Source organism: Bradyrhizobium sp. 2S1 (assembly GCF_011516625.5).
GTDB classification, from domain to species: Bacteria; Pseudomonadota; Alphaproteobacteria; order Rhizobiales; family Xanthobacteraceae; genus Bradyrhizobium; species Bradyrhizobium septentrionale.
Window position 1 is genome coordinate 3489004 of sequence record NZ_CP147717.1, and the last position, 19518, is coordinate 3508521.

At 65.1% G+C, this 19518-nt stretch carries 14 protein-coding genes; 6 read left to right on the plus strand and 8 right to left on the minus strand.

Annotated features, from left to right (window positions below; genetic code table 11):
• Positions 1-103: 103 nt before the first annotated feature.
• From cyoD to cyoA, 4 genes are read right to left on the minus strand one after another with little or no spacing between them, the layout of a single operon-like run.
• Positions 104-496 carry a cytochrome o ubiquinol oxidase subunit IV gene (cyoD, locus tag HAP54_RS16445; RefSeq protein WP_166301699.1) on the minus strand — a complete coding sequence of 131 codons (393 nt, stop codon included), beginning with the start codon at positions 494-496 and terminating at the stop codon, positions 104-106.
• Positions 493-1122 carry a cytochrome o ubiquinol oxidase subunit III gene (gene cyoC, locus HAP54_RS16450; protein WP_166301702.1) on the minus strand — a complete coding sequence of 210 codons (630 nt, stop codon included), beginning with the start codon at positions 1120-1122 and terminating at the stop codon, positions 493-495. The genes cyoD and cyoC overlap by 4 nt, the downstream gene beginning before the upstream one ends.
• Positions 1119-3122: a cytochrome o ubiquinol oxidase subunit I gene (gene cyoB / locus HAP54_RS16455; RefSeq protein WP_166301705.1), complete on the minus strand. Its 2004-nt coding sequence runs from the start codon at positions 3120-3122 to the stop codon at positions 1119-1121. The genes cyoC and cyoB overlap by 4 nt, the downstream gene beginning before the upstream one ends.
• A 10-nt stretch (positions 3123-3132) precedes the next feature.
• Positions 3133-4299 (minus strand): ubiquinol oxidase subunit II, encoded by a 1167-nt coding sequence (cyoA, locus tag HAP54_RS16460; protein ID WP_166301707.1) that lies wholly within the window; start codon positions 4297-4299, stop codon positions 3133-3135.
• Positions 4300-4498: 199 nt separating this feature from the next.
• Here cyoA and HAP54_RS16465 point away from each other — a divergent pair, with 199 nt between their 5' ends.
• Entirely contained in the window at positions 4499-5791 is a 1293-nt protein-coding gene (locus tag HAP54_RS16465) for an MFS transporter (RefSeq protein WP_166301710.1), read from the plus strand.
• Between the two features lie 184 nt (positions 5792-5975).
• On the opposite strand, the gene HAP54_RS16470 is transcribed toward HAP54_RS16465, so the two are convergent.
• Positions 5976-6263: a transporter gene (locus HAP54_RS16470; RefSeq protein WP_224741907.1), complete on the minus strand. Its 288-nt coding sequence runs from the start codon at positions 6261-6263 to the stop codon at positions 5976-5978.
• Positions 6230-6586, minus strand: coding sequence for a hypothetical protein (locus HAP54_RS16475; RefSeq protein WP_224741906.1), 357 nt, complete (start codon positions 6584-6586; stop codon positions 6230-6232). The genes HAP54_RS16470 and HAP54_RS16475 overlap by 34 nt, the downstream gene beginning before the upstream one ends.
• Before the next feature lie 129 nt (positions 6587-6715).
• On the opposite strand from HAP54_RS16475, the gene HAP54_RS16480 reads away from it, so the two are divergent.
• Positions 6716-7279, plus strand: coding sequence for a hypothetical protein (locus HAP54_RS16480; RefSeq protein WP_166301713.1), 564 nt, complete (start codon positions 6716-6718; stop codon positions 7277-7279).
• An 86-nt stretch (positions 7280-7365) separates the two neighbouring features.
• Positions 7366-7767, plus strand: a complete 402-nt coding sequence (locus tag HAP54_RS16485) for a c-type cytochrome (RefSeq protein ID WP_166211919.1) — start codon at positions 7366-7368, stop codon at positions 7765-7767.
• A gap of 166 nt (positions 7768-7933) precedes the next feature.
• Here HAP54_RS16485 and HAP54_RS16490 read toward each other — a convergent pair whose 3' ends face one another.
• A complete protein-coding gene (locus tag HAP54_RS16490) occupies positions 7934-9436 on the minus strand; it encodes a M48 family metalloprotease (RefSeq protein ID WP_414646198.1) in 1503 nt (500 codons plus the stop codon).
• 54 nt (positions 9437-9490) lie between these two features.
• Complete coding sequence (locus HAP54_RS16495; RefSeq protein WP_175619795.1) at positions 9491-10282, minus strand: thermonuclease family protein; 792 nt, start codon at positions 10280-10282, stop codon at positions 9491-9493.
• Between the two features lie 442 nt (positions 10283-10724).
• Between HAP54_RS16495 and HAP54_RS16500 the strand changes: the two genes are divergently transcribed.
• From HAP54_RS16500 to HAP54_RS16510, 3 genes are all read left to right on the plus strand, one after another.
• On the plus strand, positions 10725-12464 hold the full coding sequence (locus tag HAP54_RS16500) for a hypothetical protein (protein WP_210297538.1): 1740 nt from the start codon (positions 10725-10727) through the stop codon (positions 12462-12464).
• Positions 12461-17992, plus strand: coding sequence for a beta strand repeat-containing protein (locus HAP54_RS16505; protein ID WP_166301722.1), 5532 nt, complete (start codon positions 12461-12463; stop codon positions 17990-17992). The genes HAP54_RS16500 and HAP54_RS16505 overlap by 4 nt, the downstream gene beginning before the upstream one ends.
• A 181-nt stretch (positions 17993-18173) precedes the next feature.
• Entirely contained in the window at positions 18174-19379 is a 1206-nt protein-coding gene (locus tag HAP54_RS16510) for an ABC transporter substrate-binding protein (protein WP_029079637.1), read from the plus strand.
• Positions 19380-19518 lie beyond the last annotated feature (139 nt).

Sequence of the window (19518 nt, forward strand, 5' to 3'; positions counted from 1 at the left end):
GCCGAAGCTTTGCTTCGGCGTTCTTCAGAGACGGCCGCCGACGGCGGCCTACGCTCCCCCGCAAGCGGGAGAGGTGAAGACGGGCCTCGGGTGCCCCGCATTGTCACGGCATCTGGCTCATGTCGTGCAGGGGCATCATGTTGACGTTGAGATGATGCATGACCCACAGCGAGCCGGTCAGCGCGATCACTACCATGATCACGGTGAAGATCAGCGCCATCATGGTCCAGCCGTTCTCGGACCGTGTGTTCATGTGCAGGAAGTACACCATGTGCACGACGATCTGCACCGCGGCGAGCACCAGCACGATCAGCGCGGTGACCTGCTTGTCGGCGATGGCGCCGGTCATCACCAGCCAGAACGGCACCGCGGTGAGGATCACCGAGAGGCCGAAGCCGATCAGATAGGTCTTCAGCGAGCCATGGGCGGCGCCATCGTGGGCGTGGTGACCGTGATCGCCGGCGGCAGAGTGCAGGGCGTGAGAGTCTGATGTCATCGCAGCATTCCCAGGAGATAGACGAAGGTGAAGACGCCGATCCAGACCACGTCGAGGAAGTGCCAGAACATCGAGAGGCACATCAGCCGGCGCCGGTTGGCTTCGGTCAGGCCGAAACGCGCGGTCTGCACCATCAGCGTCACCAGCCAGACCAGGCCGAAGGTGACGTGCAGGCCGTGGGTGCCGACCAGGGTGAAGAACGACGACAGGAAGGCGCTGCGCTGCGGCGTCGCGCCCTCATGGATCATGTGCGCGAACTCGGTGAGCTCGATGCCGAGGAAGGCGAGGCCGAACAGCCCGGTGATCGCAAGCCAGATCTGCGTCGCGCCGATCCGCGATTTCTCCATCGTCAGCATCGCAAAGCCATAGGTGATCGAGGAGAGCAGCAGCATCGTGGTGTTGAGCGCGACCAGCTTGAGGTCGAACAGGTCCTTCGGCGCCGGACCGGCGGCATAGTTGCCGCCGAGCACGCCATAGGTCGCAAACAGCATCGCGAAGATGAGGCAGTCGCTCATCAGGTAGATCCAGAAGCCTAGCATGGTGCTGGCGCATTCCGGATGCGCATGCTCGTCGATGACGTGAAAGATCGGTTCGGAGCTTTGGGTGGAGACGGTAGCAACGGTCATGGCTGGGCTCCCGCGGCGAGAACGCGCGTCCGCGCATCTTCGGTCCGCACCACCTCATCCGCCGGGATGTGGAAGTCGCGGTGATAGTTGAAGGTGTGGCCGATCGCGACCGCGAGCAGCGCAATGTAGCTTATGGCGGCGAGCCACCAGATGTACCAGATCAGGCCGAACCCCATGACTGTCGCCAGTCCGGCGAGGATGACGCCGGTGCCGGTGTTGGACGGCATGTGGATCGGCTTGAAGCCGGTGAGCGGACGCCTGTAGCCGCGGCGCTTCATGTCCCACCAAGCATCGTTGTCGTAGACCACAGGCGTAAAGGCGAAGTTGTAGTCCGGCGGCGGCGAGGATGTCGCCCATTCCAGCGTGCGCGCGTCCCAGGGATCGCCGGTGGTGTCCTTCAGCTGCTCGCGTCTGAGAATGCTGACCGCGAACTGCACCAGCATGGCGCCGATGCCGAGCAAAATCAGGAACGCGCCGAAGGCCGCGATGACGAACCAGATCTGCAGGGACGGGTCGTCGAACACGCGGAGCCGTCTCGTCACGCCCATCAGGCCGAGCACGTAGAGCGGCATGAAGGCGAAGTAGAAGCCGGAGACCCAGAACCAGAACGACAGCTTGCCCCAGAACGGATCGAGCCTGAAGCCGAACGCCTTCGGGAACCAGTAGTTGATGCCGGCGAACAGGCCGAACAGCACGCCGCCGATGATCACGTTGTGGAAATGCGCGATCAGGAACAGGCTGTTATGCAGCACGAAATCGGCCGGCGGCACCGCGAGCAGCACGCCGGTCATGCCGCCGATCACGAAGGTCAGCATGAACGCCACCGTCCACATCATCGGCAGCTCGAAGCGGATGCGGCCGCGATACATCGTGAACAGCCAGTTGAACATCTTGGCGCCCGTCGGGATCGAGATGATCATGGTGGTGATGCCGAAGAACGAGTTCACGCTGGCGCCGGAGCCCATCGTGAAGAAGTGGTGCAGCCAGACCAGGTAGGACAGGATGGTGATGACGACCGTGGCGTAGACCATCGAGGTGTAGCCGAACAGCCGCTTGCCGGAGAACGTCGCGGTCACCTCGGAGAAGATGCCGAACGCCGGCAGCACCAGGATGTAGACCTCGGGGTGGCCCCAGATCCAGATCAGGTTCACGTACATCATCGGGTTGCCGCCGAAGTCGTTCGTGAAGAAATTGGTGCCGACGTAACGGTCGAGCGACAGCAGCGCCAGCACCGCGGTGAGCACCGGGAAGGAGGCGACGATCAGGACGTTGGTGCAGAGCGAGGTCCAGGTGAACACCGGCATCTTCATCATCGTCATGCCCGGCGCGCGCAGCTTGACGATGGTGCACACCAAATTGATGCCCGAGAGCGTCGTGCCGACGCCGGCGACCTGCAATCCCCATATGTAATAATCGACGCCGACGTCGGGACTGTAGCCGATATTCGACAGCGGCGGGTAGGCGAGCCAGCCGGTGCGGGCGAATTCGCCGACGAATAGCGACATCATCACCAGCACGGCGCCGCCGACCGTCATCCAGAAGCTGAAATTGTTGAGGAAGGGGAAGGAGACGTCGCGGGCGCCGATCTGCAGCGGTACCACGTAGTTCATCAGGCCGGTCACCAGCGGCATCGCCACGAAGAAGATCATGATCACGCCGTGCGCGGTGAAGACCTGGTCGTAGTGATGGGCCGGGAGATAGCCGTCCGAGCCGTTGAAGGCGATCGCCTGCTGCAGCCGCATCATCAGCGCGTCCGCGAAGCCGCGCAGCAGCATCACGATGCCGAGGATCATGTACATGATGCCGATGCGCTTGTGGTCGACGGTGGTGAACCACTCGCGCCACAGATAGCCCCAGAGCCGGAAATAGGTGACGAGGGCGAACAGCGCGAGGCCGCCGGTCGCGACCACGGCGAAGGTGCCGACCAGGATCGGCTCATGGAACGGCAGCGCTTCCAGATTGAGGCGGCCGAAGATCATCTTGATGAGATCGGGATTCATGCGGCGCTCCTCAGGAGTCTGATTTCGGGCGCTGGCCGAGCAGCAAAGAGGTCGATGACGGAGGGGCGGGCGAGAACGGCGGCCGCTTCAGCCCGACGCCGCGCAGCGGCGTCAGATCGAGCGGGGCGAGAACGTCACGCGACGGCGCGTCCTTGATCTCGTCCATCGAGCAGATCCCGGCGACGAAGGTCGGCTCAGAGCCGAGCGACGCGCCGCGGCGGGCGTATTTGTCGTAAGTGAGCGGCAGGGTGTTGTTGAGGCCTTCGCGGCCGAGGCCGCCCTTGGCGTCGATCGCCATCATCTCGCTCATGCACATCTTGCCTGGCTCGACGCACATGTTGAGGATCGCCTTGTAGAGATCGCGATCGACGGTGCCGTAGAGCCGCACCGGATCGTTCTGGCTCGGACGCTCGAGCTGCAGATAGTCGGTGCGGCCGAGCATGTTGGTGCTGGCCTTGGCGTTGGCGACCCACTTGTCGAAGCCTTGGGACGACAGGCTCTTGAAGTCGAAATGCATGCCGGAGAAGCCGGCGCCGCTGTAATTGGCGGAGAAGCCGCGGAAGGTGCCTTCCTGGTTGGCGACCGCGTGCAGCTTGGTTTCCATGCCCGGCATGGCATAGATTTGGCCGGCGAGGGCGGGGATGTAGAACGAGTTCATCACGGAGGAGGCCGTGATGCGGAAGCGGATCGGGCGGTCGATGGGAGCTGCGAGCTCGTTGACGGCGGCGACGCCGTAATCCGGGTAGATGAACAGCCACTTCCAGTCGAGCGCGACCACCTCGACATTGAGCGGGGCATCCTTGCTCTCGATCGGCTTGTCGGCGGCGATGCGGCCGAGCGAGCGGTAAGGATCGAGCAGATGTGTGCCCATCCAGGTCAGCGCACCGAGGCAGATGATGATCAGCAGCGGCGCCGACCAGATCACGAGCTCGAGCTGGGTCGAGTGATCCCACTCCGGCTCGTAGGGTGCTTCGGTATTGGAATGCCGGTAGCGCCAGGCGAAGAAGATGGTCAGCGCCATCACCGGAAGCACGATCACGAGCATCAGGATGGTGGAGATCACGACGAGGTCGCGCTGCTGGGCGGCGATGTCGCCGGCGGGCGCCAGGACGACGAAATCGCACCCGCCAAGGAACGCCGCGAACGGCAATAAGGCCAATAATTTCAAGGCGCGCACGGCTCACCCCCAAGGGATCGGCTGGAATTTTATGAGTTCCGCCAACGGGTAGCTGCGATGCAGCAAAGTTGACATTGGACAATTTGTCCAATGTTGCACTGCGGGATAGGAGGTCAGAAGGTGAAGTGGACCGCGTGGCAAATTCTGCCCGTGGCCTCATCTTGAAGGACGGTCTCCGGCGATGGCACAGGCCCCAGCAATGGCTCACGGCACCCCGACGGCATCAGGTCGCGGGCAGGCGAAACCCGGCGAAATCGCCATCGGCGTCATCATCGGACGCACCTCGGAATTCTTCGACTTCTTCGTTTATGCGATCGCCTCGGTGATCGTGTTCCCGAAGCTGGTGTTCCCGTTCGTCAATGAACTGACCGGCACGCTCTATTCGTTCGCGATCTTCGCGTTGGCCTTCGCCGCGCGGCCGCTCGGCACCGTGATCTTCATGGCGGTCGACCGCCGCCACGGCAAGGGCGCCAAGCTCGTCATCGCGCTGTTCCTGCTCGGCACCTCCACGGTCGCGATCGCCTTCCTGCCCGGCTACGACACGATCGGCGTCGCGGCGATCTGGCTATTGGCTGCCGCGCGGCTCGCGCAGGGCATCGCCTGGGGCGGCGCGTGGGACGGTCTCGCCTCTCTGCTCGCGATGAATTCGCCGCCGAATCGCCGCGGCTGGTACGCGATGGTGCCGCAGCTCGGCGCGCCGCTCGGGCTGATCGTGGCGAGCGCGCTGTTCGCGTTCTTCGCCGGCAACCTCTCGGCGGATGATTTCTTCGATTGGGGCTGGCGCTATCCGTTCTTCGTCGCCTTCGCCATCAACGTGGTGGCACTGTTCGCGCGGCTGCGCATGGTGGCGACGGATGAATATTCCGAGCTGTTCGAAAGCCGCGATCTGGAGCCGGCGCGCGTCGGCGAGACCATCAAGCAGGAGGGCCGCCACATTCTGCTCGGCGCGTTTGCGCCGCTGGCGAGCTTTGCCCTGTTCCACATGGTCACGGTGTTTCCGCTGTCCTGGGTGTTCCTGTTCACCAAGGAAAGCCCGGTGCGCTTCCTGATCATCGAGATGATCGGCGCCGCGGTCGGCGTCTTCGCGATCATCGCCTCCGGCATGATCGCCGACCGCGTCGGCCGCAAGCCGCTGCTGCTGGGATCGGCGGTCGCGATCGCAGTCTATAGCGGCTTTGCCCCGCAGCTGCTCGATGCCGGCGCGGTCGGCGAGACCGTCTATATGGTGCTCGGCTTCGTGCTGCTCGGCCTGTCGTTCGGCCAGTCGTCGGGCGCGATCGCCTCGAGCTTCGCGCGAACCTATCGCTACACGGCCTCGGCGCTGACCTCGGATTTTGCCTGGCTGTTTGGCGCCGGCTTTGCCCCACTCGCGGCGCTGCTGCTGGCCACCCATTTCGGCCTGATCTCGGCCGGTGCGTATCTCCTGTCGGGCGCGGTGTGGACGCTGCTTGCGCTGTGGCTGAGCGGCCTGCGCGAAGCCGAAGTTAACTAGTCACGCAGCCCTGTCTTCTCCTTCCCCCTGAAAGGGGGAAGGTCGGGATGGGGGTTAGCCACAGGCACCGGCGCGTGTGGAGAGACAGGATTCCCACCCGCTTTGCTCTGGCGAGCGAAGCGACCTCCCCTTTTCAAGGGGAGGTGGAAGCGCCGCGCGGATGGAGATGGGCCCATCACCATCGTCATCGAAACAGCCCGTCGACGCGGAATGAATACCCCACACCGACGATATAGTTCGGCGAGTTGCGGTTGAGCCCGAACGCGACATGGAGGTCGACCTGCTGGGTCGGCGTGATCCGGTAGAGACCGCCGGAATTGATCAGCTGGGTCGGCCGCGCGCCGTCAGGATAGTCGCCGACATATTCAGTGAACACGCTGATCCGCTCGGTTAGCTTCTTCTCGATCACGAAGGTCGCTTCCGACATGTGCCGTCCCGTCAGCTCGGCGGGACGGAAGAATTCCGTGAACATGCCGCTGACGCCCCAGCCTTCATGCAGCTCCAGGACCATGGCAGCTGGATGTAGGGCTGCGCGCCGCGCCCGGCGATTTCGGCCGCACCCGTCGGCAGCGCGACGCCGGCGGTGAGCGAGAGGTCGATCTTCCCCGGCACCGGGCTGATCTGCCATTTGATGCCGGGCGCCACGTCGGAAAAGCCCGAGGCGCCGGGCGACTTCAGCGTGCCGGTGTAGCTCGGCAGGTCGATCAGCACTTCGAGGCAGGGCGCGATGCCGAGCCGCCAGCGGCTGTTGCTGCCGTCGATGCTGCGGCCACTGTTGCGGCCGGTCGGTCGCAATTTCGTCGCTCGCCTTGGGACAGCCGTCCGCGCGCGCAGCGGTGGCTGCTGCGAGTGTGAGCGCAGCAAGCGCGCACCCGAGTTGGGCAAGTCGAGCGACGGCGCCGCACCGGTTGAGAAACACTGGGGATGCTCCTGTCGCGCGGCGCGCTGCGGAGGTGGCAGCTTGGAATAGATCGGCCGGTGACGCGGATATTCCTCGCAGACGGGAAAAAACTTCAACAAGACGTGCTGATGTCAGCGATCAATGCGGCTGGCGTCCAGCGTCTTTGTGCGGCAAGCTTGGGCTGCCGATCGAGGCGGCACGGCATGACCGCTCGAACGCCACGCGGATATCGCGCACCGATTGCCATTGGCACCCTGCTGCTGGGTCTGCTGGACCCATCGGGGGCCCTTGCCCGCGGGGGCAGCTTTCCGCGCGATGACCCGTGGAACGCGGAGCGCATCGACAATCTGCCGCCCGATATCCGCAATGCGGTCCTGCATATGTGCGGGTCGCGGCCCAATGCCGGGCACTATTTCGCGACCTATCTCGACAACGCCCGCGTGGTCCGGCTGCACTTCGAGCACTTCAATTGCGAGGGCGCGCAGCAGTTGCACCACCGCGCCGATGGCTGCCTGCATCAGGACTACGCCCGGACGGGCGCGCATTATCATCTGATCCGCAATTACGTCGGCCGCTGCGAGGATTGAAGGAACCGCGCCCGCAGGCAAAATTTCAGGGAATAGAATGGCAGGGTGGCTGCTCCTGTTGTGGTGGCAAACAGGAGCCCCATGCAATGACCATTCGTTCGATCGCAGGCGCTATCGCGCCGCGGCACGCCAAACTCGCCGCGATGGCGGCGATTGCGCTTCTACTCGCCCTCAACAGCGCCCGGGCGGCGGGAGATCCGGCGCGCGGCGCCACGCTGTACCAGGGCTGCGGCGATTGCCATTCGATCGAGAAGAACGACGTCGGCCCGATGCACAAGGGTGTCGTCGGCCGCCTCGCCGGCACCGTCGCGGGCTACAATTACTCGCCAGCGCTGAAGGACTCGAAGATCGTGTGGACCGAGGCCAATCTCGACAAATGGCTGACCGGTCCGGACGCCATGGTTCCGGGCACCAAGATGTTCTACGAGGTTCAGGATCCGAAGGACCGCGCCGACATCATCGCCTTCTTGAAGGAGAAGGCGAAATAGAGCGTTCTCTTTCTCTCTACGTCGTCCCTGCGGAAGCAGGGACCCATAACCACAGGAATATGTTGCTAGGGCGCGCTGTGGCCCCAACTTTTTCCATCAATCGATAACGGTGGTTATGGGTCCCGGCGTTCGCCGGGACGACGGTGGCGAGGGTGCGTGCACGGCCTCAATCCACCACGATCTTGACGCGGTCGCGCGGCTTCACCTGGGCATGGGAATCGAGTCCGTTGAGCACGCGGAAGCGCTCGGCCGGATGATCGACGCCGGCCATGCGGTGCGACAGCGATTCCACAGTATCGCCGGGCTGCACGTTGATGACCTTGATGCGCAGCGGCCGCGCGGCCTGGATCTCGTCGAGCGTCAGGCGGCGGAACGAGTTGACGGTCTCGCGCGCGTTGCGCTCGCTCTCGGTGGATTTTTGCTTGGCGGCGAAGATGAAGCGATAGACGTCGCTGCCGAAGCGCAGCGCGTAGACCTTGAACTGCCACTGGTCGCCATGCGCGGTGGCCGATGCCGCTGGAAAGCCGTTGATGTTGAGGTCCTCGGTCGAGGATTTCTCGACGCCTTCCATCCAACCGGAGTTCAGATAGTCGCCGAGCGATTGCTCGGCCGGTACCCGCACCACATCGAAGCGCATCGCCTGGCTGCCGCCCTCGCGCACGCCGATCACCGCCTGCGCGGTATTGTCGAGCGTGAAATTGTCGGGCGCGGTGAAGGTGAAGCCGAGCTTGGGATGCAGGAAGCGGCGGCCGCGCACAAACCCCTCGCTGGGGTCCTCGCCATAGACGATGTTGTCGATCGCGGCGAGATAGGTCTCGCGGTCGCGCTCGTTGTTTTCGGGCGACGAGTATTGCCGCGCGGTGGTCTGCGCATTGGCGATGCGCTCAGGCGTCGCCGGATGCGACGAGGTGAAGTCCTGCGCGCGCGGATCGAGCGCGGTCTTGCCGACCTTGAGCGCGGCATTGCGCTCCATCGCGGTCAGGAAGCGCGCCGCGCCGTAGGGATCGAAATGTGCGCGCGCGGCGATTCCGACGCCGATGCCGTCGGCCTCGAACTCCTGCTGCCGCGAGAAGCTCGCCATCGTCAGCTTGGTCTTGGCGAGCGCCAGCGCCGTGAGATCGGGGTCGCTGCTCATGTCGGTGACGACGCGCGTCACCACCGCGGCCTGGCGCGCCTGGTCCTCGCGCATCGCGGCGTGCTTGGCCAGTACATGCGCCATCTCGTGGCTCAGCACCGAGGAGAGCTCGGAAGTGTCGCTGGCGAGCGCGATCAGGCCGCGCGTGACGTAGAGCTGACCGGTCGGCAGCGCGAAGGCGTTGACTGCGCCGGAATTGAGGATCGTGACCTTGTAGGCCTGGTCGGGCCGTTCTGACGCGGCGACCAACTGATCGACGGTCTTGCTGATCAGGGCCTCGAGCTTCGGATCGTCATAGGCGCCGCCATAGGACGACAGGATGCGCTCATGCTCGCGCTCGCTGTTGGGCGTCTGCTGCACCACGCGATTCGGCTTCACCGGAGCCGCCGCTGCGGTCGGGGGAGCCTGCTCGAAACGGCCGACATTGCCGATATTGCCGCAGGCCGAGAGCGTCAGGGCCGCGCAGACGAGCGCCAGCGCAGCCGAAAGACGGCGGCCAGTCCCCCCTTCATGCCGTCCTGCGTGCTCAATCACGTCAAATACCCACAAATTGTCCCATGAACCGGCCGGGGCATGGCCTACTGGCCCCTAGTTCCCGCCGAGCACTTCAAGCTGCCCCACCCGGAGCAATTCGATTCGCGGCCCACGCCGTGCTTCCACCCAGCCTCGCACACGAATCCTACGATTTTCCAGAGACTTGGGCGCAAGCTCGGCCGCCTCGAACGCAGGGACTATGCGCCTTGAAATAGTCGCAGCAAAGTCCCGAGTCCAGTTTCGGCCGAAATTCAGATAGGTCGTCGCGCCAGCCTGACGCACGGACAAAACCCTGCCCTCGACCACTGTAAAACGCCCGATCCCGGCCAAAATATCGTCGGAACTTTCGGCGTTTTTTATGACGCTGGACTCGGCCCAAGTTCCCGATCGGGCGGTCCTCGCCTCGGCCTCCGCCGCCATCAGGGCCGCGGCGCAGTCCTTGTCGGCGATCTCTGCAGACACCAGAGCGAGGCCACGGCGCAGCAATTCACCCTGCACGGACGTCTCTTGGCCGTCGAGGAACGCATAGGCCGGCTGCCGGCCATAGCGGTCCGGCGTGTCATCCTGTCCGCGCAGCGTGACGTCGCGGCCGAGCAGCAGCGCCGACAGCGCGGCGGCGGCCTTCGCCCGGTCCGCGACCTCGATGCCGGCAAGCTTGACCTCACGGCCGTCATCCAGCCGAAAGTTGCGCGCATCGATTACCCCCGCAACACGGCCCTCGCCCTGAATCTCGAAACTGCATCCGGCCGCCTCGGCGCGTCCGATGCAGGCGCCGATCGCGAGGGCGCAGACTGTCATCGTCACCACCCGCGGGCTGCGACGCCATGCTGTATCGCGTGGAAGCATCATGCTGCACTCGGCGTTCCGGCGCGCTCCGTTCGGAGCGCAGTCGCAAATAAGCTCAGTCTGACGGAAAGATCGCATCGGAGCCACAAGCGAAGCGAGACGGCATCGATGGAGCCATCCTTGATTCGGCAACGCATTGCGGATCAATTCTTTGCGGCACTTCTCATTGCGCGCAAAGTCGTGTTGCGAGTTTCACAATGGCGCGGGCCCGCCAAGGGACGACGTCGTCGCATCTGCCGCGTCCGGTGACGCAGATTGCCGTCCGCGCCTGCGCAGCGCGGTCCTCGCGCGCATCAACCTTACCGCTTCACCATCTCAAGTCCGTGCGCGGAATGAGAATTCGTTATTGTTGCCAATGGCTTGCGACACGATGTAGCTAATCGGCAATTTTTTTGAAACAGCGACGGATCGCAGTCGCTCTCGCATATTGCCGAGGTCCCTGGTGTCGAATCCTGTTGTTCTCACGCTGACGACCAGCGATCCGGTCCACGATTACACCCAGCTCTACAACGCGATCTCGGCGATCAGCGTCGGCGGCGGCCTGGCTGCGGCCAATACCGACTACATCATCAACTTCTCGACCTCTGGCGCCGCGCGCACGCTGCAACTGCTGGACGATCTGCCGGCCATCAATTTGATGAGCGGCTCGACGCTGACCTTCGACGGCAGCTCCGACTACAACAATCAGCTCGGCGGCCAGGACAATAGCGACGTCATCGACGCCCGCGGCTATCAAGGCTTCGTCGTCGTCGCCGGCAAGGTGACGTTCAAGAATCTCACCATCGTCAACGCCGTCGCAAGCGGCGGTGGTGGCGGCACCGGTGGCGGTGGTGGCGGCGCAGGCCTCGGCGGCGGCCTGTTCGTCGGGCAGAATGCCGACGTCACGCTGAACAACGTCAATTTCGGCAGCAACACCGCCAAAGGTGGCAATGGCGGCGCGGTCGATCCGGCCGGCGGTGGTGGCGGCGGCTTCGGCGGCCAAGACTATTACGGCGACCATGGCAACGGTGCCAATGGCTACAGCGAGGCGGGCTCTGACAGCCAGCATCCTTCAACCGGCGCGCAGACCTCGAGTGGCACGCCGGCGACCGTTGTTGGTCCGGGCGGTGGACAGAGCGCCGACAATTACGGCGGCATTGGCTTCGGCGCGCATGCCTCCGGCGGCGCGAATGGTGGCGGCGGCGCCGGCGGCGTCGGCGGCGGGGGTGGTGGTATCGGTGGCGGCAACTCGGTGGGCGGCAGCCCCTCGGGCACCCTGATCGGCTTCGGCGGCGCTGGCGGCTTCGGCGGCGCTGGCGGTGTTGGTGGCGGAGGCGGCGGTGGCATTTATGGCGGCGGCGATGGTGGTTTCGCTGGCGGAGGCGGTGGCTCCGGCAACGGCAGCGGATACACGCACACCGGCGGCGATGGCGGCTTTGGCGGCGGCGGCGGCGGTTCGAACGGCACGCCCGGCACCGGCGGGTTTGGTGCAGGCAGTGGCTCGCTCGCCGGCGGCGGGGGCGGCGGATTAGGCGCTGGCGGCGACATCTTCGTCCAGCAGGGCGGCAAACTCACCGTCATCGGCGGCACCTTGATGGATGCCACCGAGACCGGCGGCACCGGCGCCAACGGCGCGGGCAATGGCTCGGCCTATGGCGACATCTTTATCCAGGGCACCATGGTCGTCACGCCGACGCACACCGTGCCCACGTTTTCCCAGGGCCTGCAAACCGTCACGACGCTGACGATCGGCGACACCATCGCCGACGAAAAAGGCATCAGCGGCAGCGGCACGAGCGGAAAGCTGGTCGTCTCCGGCGGCGGCACGCTGACGCTGACGGCTGCCAACACTTACGTCGGCGGCACCCAGATCGATGGCGGCAACGTCCTGTCGATCACCGCCGACAACAATATCGTCGGCTCGACCGGCGCGCTGATCCTCAACGGCGGCACCTTCGACATATCGTCCGGCACCATCGTGGATACCGGCTCGATCAGCGGCTCCGGTTCGTTCATGCTGTCCGGCGCCGGCACGTTGCAACTCGGGATGGGTCAGCTCGCCGGGCTGACCGGGACGTTCGGACTGAGCAGCGCGCATCTGTCACTGACATCGAGCGGCACTTTCGACGACGCGCTCTCGGTCAGCGGCAATCGATCCTGTCGATCGCGAACGGTACGACCGTCACCGACACCGCCGTCGTGACCGGCAGCGGCAGTCTCGGCATCGACGGCGGCGGTACGCTCGTGCTTGGCCACGCCGCCAACACCTACGGCAGCACGACGATCTATTCGGGTACGGTGTGGCTCACCGCGGCCGGCGCCGCCGGAGCCGGCAATATCTCGTTCACGACAGGCATTGCCGGCACGCTGAAGATCGACAACGCTGCGCTGAGCGGCAATGCGTTCACCAACACGATCGCGAACTTCAATCCCGGCCAGTTCATCGACCTGACCGGGCTGCAGTACAACACCCAGAATCCGTCGCTCAACACAGTCAGCCTGTCCGGCAACACGCTATCGATCTCGAACGGCACCACGACCGATACGCTGACCCTCGCCGGGGTCGGCGCCGGTACCAGTTTCCAGCTCTCGCAGGATGCCAACGGTGGAACGATCGTGCAGGTCGTCTCGACCCGCGTCTTCAATGTCTCCAACGTCGCCGAGCTCAACGCGGCCATCCTGCAGATGGATTCCGGCGGGGTAAACGCCGCGCAGAATGCCAACTACACGATCAACATCACCGCCAACTTCAGCCTCACGTCGGAGCTGTACGCGCTCAATTTGCTGAGCGGGTCGAGCGTCACGATCAACGGCAGCGACGGCCACGGCGGCACGCACACGATCGACGGCCTCAACGCCCAGCGTGGCTTCTTCGTTTATGCCGGCAACGTCAATCTCGAGAACCTGACCATCCAGAACACGGTGGCCGCAGGCGGCGGCGTCGTCCGCGGCGGCGGCAACGGCGGTGGCGGCGGCACGGGCAGTATCACGTCCGGCTACGGCTTCGGCGGTGGCGGCGGGATCGGCCTCGGCGCTCAAGGCTCGGACTCGGATCTCTTTGCCAACGGTTCGCCCGGCATTGTCCCCAACACTGCCGGGGGCGGCAAAGGGAGCGACGGTTACCTGATCCCGTTCGGTGGCGGGACTATGCTTTACTGGTATGGCGGATCAGGCGGCGCCAATGGCGGTGGCGGCGGCGCGGCGGGGTGGATCGGCAGCGGCGTTCGCGCATCGTACGGGCCGGGGGGCGGTATCGGCGGCGGCAACGGAGCTGATGGCGGCAATGGCGGCTTCGGTGGTGGAGGCGGCGATGGCGGCAACGGCGGCTTCGGCGGTGGCGGCGGCTACAACGGCGATGGCGGCTTCGGTGGCGGCGGCGGCATTGGCGGTGTCGGAGGCTTTGGCGGCGGCAATGGCGGCACCAATGGCAACGGCGCGCCGGGCGGCGGCGGTGGCCTCGGCGCCGGCGGCACGGTCTTCGTTCAGCAAGGTGGCTCGCTGACCATCAAGAGCGGTTCGCTGTCGAACGATTCGGACTTTAACGCCGTCGCCGGCGGCACCAATGGCATCGGCCAGGCCAGCGGCTCGGCGTACGGCTCTGGCATCTTCATCCAGGGCAACAACAATCTCAGCTTCGCACCTGGCAGCGGCCAGACGCTGACCATTGCGAACGACATCGCCGACCAGAGCGGCAGTGGAGGCACCGCCGCCAATGCGGGCACAGGCGGCCTCACCATCAGTGGCGGCGGCACCGTCATCCTCGGCGGCAACAACACTTACACCGGTTACACCGCCGTCAGCGGCAGCGGGACGGTGATATCGATCTCGGCCAACGTCAATCTCGGCGCGGTCACCAGCATCCTGAAGCTCGGCGACGGCACCGGCATCAGCTTCACCGACGGATTTACGCAGACCCACAACATCACGGTCGCGGGCGATCCGATCTTCAATGTCGCGCCCGGCGAGACCGTCACCCAGAGCGGCGTCATCTCCGACGGCGCGACGCCGGGTGATGTCGAGGTGGCCGGCGGCGGCCGGCTCGTGCTGTCGGCGCACAACACCTATTCGGGCGGCACCGTCATCAGGGGCGCCACGCTCGAGCTGGCGGCGAATGGCGCGGCGGGTACCGGCGCGATCGCCTTCACGGATGGAACGACCGACAAGCTCGTGCTCGATGCCGTGGCGTTCTCCGGCACGGCGTTCGGCAGCTCGATCACCGGCTTCGCCGGTGGCGACACCATCGACTTCGGCAACATCGCCTATGACGCAACGGCGACGCTGTCCTATGCGAACGGCGTGCTTGTCGTGAAGAGCAGCGGCGGCACGACGCTCGCCTCGCTGAATCTGAGCTTTGGCGCCGGCGCCTCGGCCGGCTCGCTGCTCCTTGGCTCCGACGGCTCGGCGACGCCGCATCTCGAAATCCGGTCACAGGCAAGCATCGCCTCGGTCACATCAGATACCACCGCTCACCTCACGACGCTGAACACCGGCAAGGTCGTGACCATCACCGTCAATTTCAGCAACACGGTGAGCGTGACCGGTACGCCGGAGCTGCTGCTCAACGACGGCAAGGCCGCGACCTATGTCAGCGGCAGCGGTTCGCAGGCGCTGGTGTTCAGCTACACCGTGCAGGACGGCGACAGCACGTCCGATCTGCAGGTGCAGAGCCTCTCGCTCAACGGCGGCACGATCAAGGATCCCGGCGGGCAAGACGCCGACGTGACCCATGCGGCGACCGACCTGCATCTCGTGATCGACGCGATCGCACCGACCGTGTCGGTGGCCGCGACCCCGAGCTCGCTGCTGGCCGGACAGACCTCGACCGTCACCTTCACCTTCTCCGAGGCGGTCACGTGCTTCGCGCTGTCGGATGCGACGGTGAGCGGCGGCACGCTGAGCAACCTCGTCCATGTCGGCCTCAACGGCGCGCACCAGGACATCTACACGGCGACCTTCACGCCTGGTGTAGCCGATTCCGAGGCAGGCTCGGTGCAGGTCAATGCGTCGAGTTATACCGACGTTGCCGGCAATGCCGGTGCGGCGAGCAACGCGATCACCGTCAGCGGCGACACCAAGGTGCCGGCGGTAGCGGTGACCGCCGATCACACCGCGCTGACCGCGGGCGATACCGCCGTCGTCACCTTCACCTTCTCCGAGGCCATCACAGGCTTTGGGCTCGGCGATGTCACGGTCCATGGCGGCACGCTGGGTAACCTCGCCCATGCCGGCGTCGATGGCTCCGGCCGTGACGTCTACACCGCGACCTTCACGCCCGATGTCACCAACACCGAGGCGGGTTCGGTGCAGGTCAACGCGTCTGGTTATACCGATGTCGCGGGGAATTCCGGCACGTCGAGCAACACGATCAACTTCACCGGCGATACCAAGGCGCCGACGGTGTCGGTATCAGCCGATCACACCGCCCTGCTCGCCGGTCAGACCGCGGTCGTGAACTTCACCTTCTCCGAGGCGGTCGCGGGCTTCGGGCTCGGCGATGTCAGTGTCAGCGGCGGCGCGCTGGGCGGCCTCATCCATGTCGGCGTCAACGGCGCCGGCCAGGACGCGACCTTCACGCCCGACGTCACCAACGCCGAGTCGGGCTCGGTCCAGGTCAACGCATCCAGTTATGCCGACACGGCTGGCAATACCGGCGCGGTCGGCAACACCGTCAACTTCACGGGCGACACGCTGGCGCCGACGGTATCGGTCACGCTCAATCCGGACACGGTGCTGGCCGGCGACCTCTCGGTTGCGACCTTCACCTTCTCCGAGGCCGTGTCCGGCTTCACGCTTGCCGACACGGCTGTCCATGGCGGGTCGCTGAGCAATCTCGTGCATGTCGGGCTCAACGCGTCAGGCCAGGACGTCTACACCGCGATCTTCACGCCCGATGTCAGCGACACCGAGACCGGTTCGGTGAAAGTCAACGCGGCTGGTTATGGCGATACCGCCGGCAACGCCGGTGCGGCAAGCAACACGGCGACCATTGGCGGCGACACGCTGGCGCCGACCGTCTCGATCGCGGCGGATCGCAACGCGCTGCTGGCGGGCCAGACCGCGCTGGTGACGTTCACTTTCTCCGAAGAAGTCGCGGGCTTCGCGCTCGGTGACGTCGCGGTGCACGGCGGCGCGCTGGGCAATCTGGTCCATGTCGGCGTCAACGCGTCAGGTCAGGACGTCTACACCGCAATCTTCACGCCTGATGTGAGCAATGCCGAGGCGGGCTCGGTACAGGTCACGGCATCCGGTTATACCGACATTGCCGGCAACGCCGGTGCGGCCAGCAGCACGATCAATTTTACCGGCGATACCAAGGCCCTGACGGTGTCGGTCGCGGCGAGCCCGAGCACGGTGCTTGCCGGCCAGACTTCGGTCGTCACCTTCACCTTCTCTGAAGAGGTCGCCGGTTTCGCGCTCGGCGATACCGTCGTCGCCGGTGGTGCGCTGAGCAATCTAGTCCATGTCGGGCTCAACGGCTCGGGCCAGGACGTCTACACCGCGATCTTCGCGCCTGATATCAACGACGTCGTGGCGGGTTCGATCCGGGTCACGGCCGCGAGCTATACCGACGACGCCGGCAACTCGGGCGCGGCGAGCAACACCGCCAACATCGGCGGCGATACGCATTCGCCGACGATATCGGTGGCGGCCGATCACACCGTGCTGCACGCGGGCGATGCGGCGCTGATGACCTTCACCTTCTCCGAGGCGGTCGCCGGCTTCAGTCTCGGCGATATCGCCGTCCATGGCGGTCTGCTCGGCAGTCTGGTCCATGTCGGCATCAACGGCGCTGGCCACGATATCTACACCGCGGTCTTCACGGCCAACGTGACCGACCATCTGTCGGCCAATCTGTCCGTCACCGGGTCAAGTTACACCGACATCGCCGGCAATGCCGGTGCGGCAAGCAACTCCGTCAATTTCAGCGGCGACACCAAGGCTCCAATGACGCCGATGCTGATGCTGCATCAGGACACCGGCGTCTCGGGTGCCGATCACATCACCAGCAATCCGCTGATCGACTATTACAAGGCCGATGCGGCCGACACGCTCCGCTTCAAGGCCGACGGCGCCTCGAGCTTCTCGACATCAGCGCCGGTGTTCACGACCGACGGCGTGCATTCGGTGACGGTGCAGGAGGTCGATGCCGCCGGCAATGTCAGTGCATCGTCGAGCCTGATCTTCACCCTCGACACGGCAGCGCCGCATCTCACCGGAATCACCGCGACGCCGTCCGGCGGCGTTGCGGCGACGGGTTCGCTGGTGCAATTGACCGTCGGCTTCAACGAAGCGGTTCATGTCATCAGCGGCACGCCGACCCTGACGCTGAACGATGGCGGCAGCGCGATCTACGATGCCGCGGCGACGGCGCTGCTCGGCGATCCCTCCAAGTTGGTGTTCGATCACGTCGTGTCGTCGACGGACCGCGCCGCCTCGCTGGCCTTGACCGGCTTCGCGGCCAACGGCGCCAGTGTCGTCGACCTGGCCGGCAACGCGGCCTCGCTGTCGGCGGTATCAGCCGCCTTCGATGCGCTGCACATCAACGAGACCATCGCACCGGCCTACACGCTCGGGGCGATCACCCGGCCGGAACTGCATCTCGATCTGGGCGGCCATGTCATCATGGATGCCGCGGCATCGGCGTTCGCCGGACAATACGGCACGCAGTATTTGTTCCTCGGCCTGCCGGCGGGAACGCCCTTTTCCACCGTTCCCGACTTTCATCTCTGATCTCGCATCGCGGCTGGAAGATATCGACGCCGCGCCGGCAGCTCCGGCGCGGCGCCTCATTCCGCTTAGCGGAAAACATATTGCTGCCGCTGCGGCTTGCTGCAGTGCGGGCCATGCGGCATGATCCAGCCCTCGAAACGGACCTGAAGGAATGAGGTCCGCATCTCAAGGGAGGGTTTGAATGAGACGAGTTTTGGCCGGCGTGTTGGCCTGTGTGTTTGCGATCTCGGCGAATGCGTCGCTGGCGCAGGACAAGCCTCCGCTGAAGCTCGGCGGCATCCTCGATATGTCGAGCCTCTATGCCGACATCACCGGCTCGGGCAGCGAAACCGCGGCCAAGATGGCGGTGGAGGATTTCGGCGGCACGGTGCTCGGACGCAAGGTCGAGATCGTGGTCGGCGACCACCTCAACAAGGCCGACCTTGCCGCCAACATCGCCCGCGACATGATCGACAACCAGGGCGTCGAGATGATCTTCGACGTTGCGGCGTCGGCGACCGCGCTCGCCGCCGGTGAGATCGCCAAGGCGCGCGGCAAGATCATCATGTTCAACGGCCCGGGCTCGATCCGCCTCTCCAACGAGGCCTGCGGCCCCTATACCGTGCACTATGTGTTCGACACCTTCGCGCAGGCCAATGTGACCGGCCTTGCCGCGGTGAAATCCGGCCTCGACACCTGGTTCTTCCTGACCGCGGACTATGCGTTCGGCCAGGACCTCGAAAAGGACACCAGCAATGTCGTGGTGAAGTCGGGCGGCAAGGTGCTCGGCAATGTGCGGCATCCGATCAACACCTCGGACTTCTCGTCCTTCCTGCTGCAGGCGCAGGCCTCGAAGGCCAAGGTGATCGGGCTTGCGAATGCCGGCGGCGACACCATCAACGCGATCAAGCAGGCGGCGGAGTTCGGCCTCACCAAGACCGGGCAGAAGCTGTCACCGCTGCTCGCGTTCGTGACCGACATCGACAGCGTCGGGCTCGACACCGCGCAGGGGCTGCTGCTGGCGGAAGCGTTCTATTGGGACCTCAATGACGACACCCGCGCGTTCTCGAAACGCTTCATGGAGCGCGTCAAGCGGGTGCCGACCTCGGCGCAGGCCGGCGTCTATTCCTCGGTGACGCATTACCTGAAGGCGGTGAAGGCCGCCGGCACCACCGATGCGGCCGCCGTCATGAAGGTGATGAAGGAGACCCCGATCAACGACATGTTCGCCAAGAACGGCCGGATTCGCGAGGACGGCCGCATGGTGCACGACATGTACCTGTTCGAGGTCAAGAAGCCCTCGGAGTCGAAGGGCCGCTGGGACGATTACAAGCTGCTCGCGACGGTGCCGGGTGACCAGGCGTTCCAGCCGCTCGCCGACTCGCGCTGCCCGCTGGTGAAGAAGTGACGCGAAGCGTCATCCCGGGGCGATGCAACGCATCGAACTATGATGCGCAATTGCGCATCTGAGGATCTCGAGATTCCCCGATGCGCAATTGCGCATCTGTGGTCTGGTCCTTCGGACCATCCCGGAATGACGCTGAGAT

Coding starts and splice junctions, on each gene's coding strand:
- cyoD (WP_166301699.1), bottom strand. CDS start 496: ATGACATCAGACTCTCACGCCCTGCACTCTGCCGCCGGCGATCACGGT.
- cyoC (WP_166301702.1), bottom strand. CDS start 1,122: ATGACCGTTGCTACCGTCTCCACCCAAAGCTCCGAACCGATCTTTCAC.
- cyoB (WP_166301705.1), bottom strand. CDS start 3,122: ATGAATCCCGATCTCATCAAGATGATCTTCGGCCGCCTCAATCTGGAA.
- HAP54_RS16465 (WP_166301710.1), top strand. CDS start 4,499: ATGGCTCACGGCACCCCGACGGCATCAGGTCGCGGGCAGGCGAAACCC.
- HAP54_RS16470 (WP_224741907.1), bottom strand. CDS start 6,263: ATGTTCACGGAATTCTTCCGTCCCGCCGAGCTGACGGGACGGCACATG.
- HAP54_RS16480 (WP_166301713.1), top strand. CDS start 6,716: ATGCTCCTGTCGCGCGGCGCGCTGCGGAGGTGGCAGCTTGGAATAGAT.
- HAP54_RS16485 (WP_166211919.1), top strand. CDS start 7,366: ATGACCATTCGTTCGATCGCAGGCGCTATCGCGCCGCGGCACGCCAAA.
- HAP54_RS16495 (WP_175619795.1), bottom strand. CDS start 10,282: ATGCTTCCACGCGATACAGCATGGCGTCGCAGCCCGCGGGTGGTGACG.
- HAP54_RS16510 (WP_029079637.1), top strand. CDS start 18,174: ATGAGACGAGTTTTGGCCGGCGTGTTGGCCTGTGTGTTTGCGATCTCG.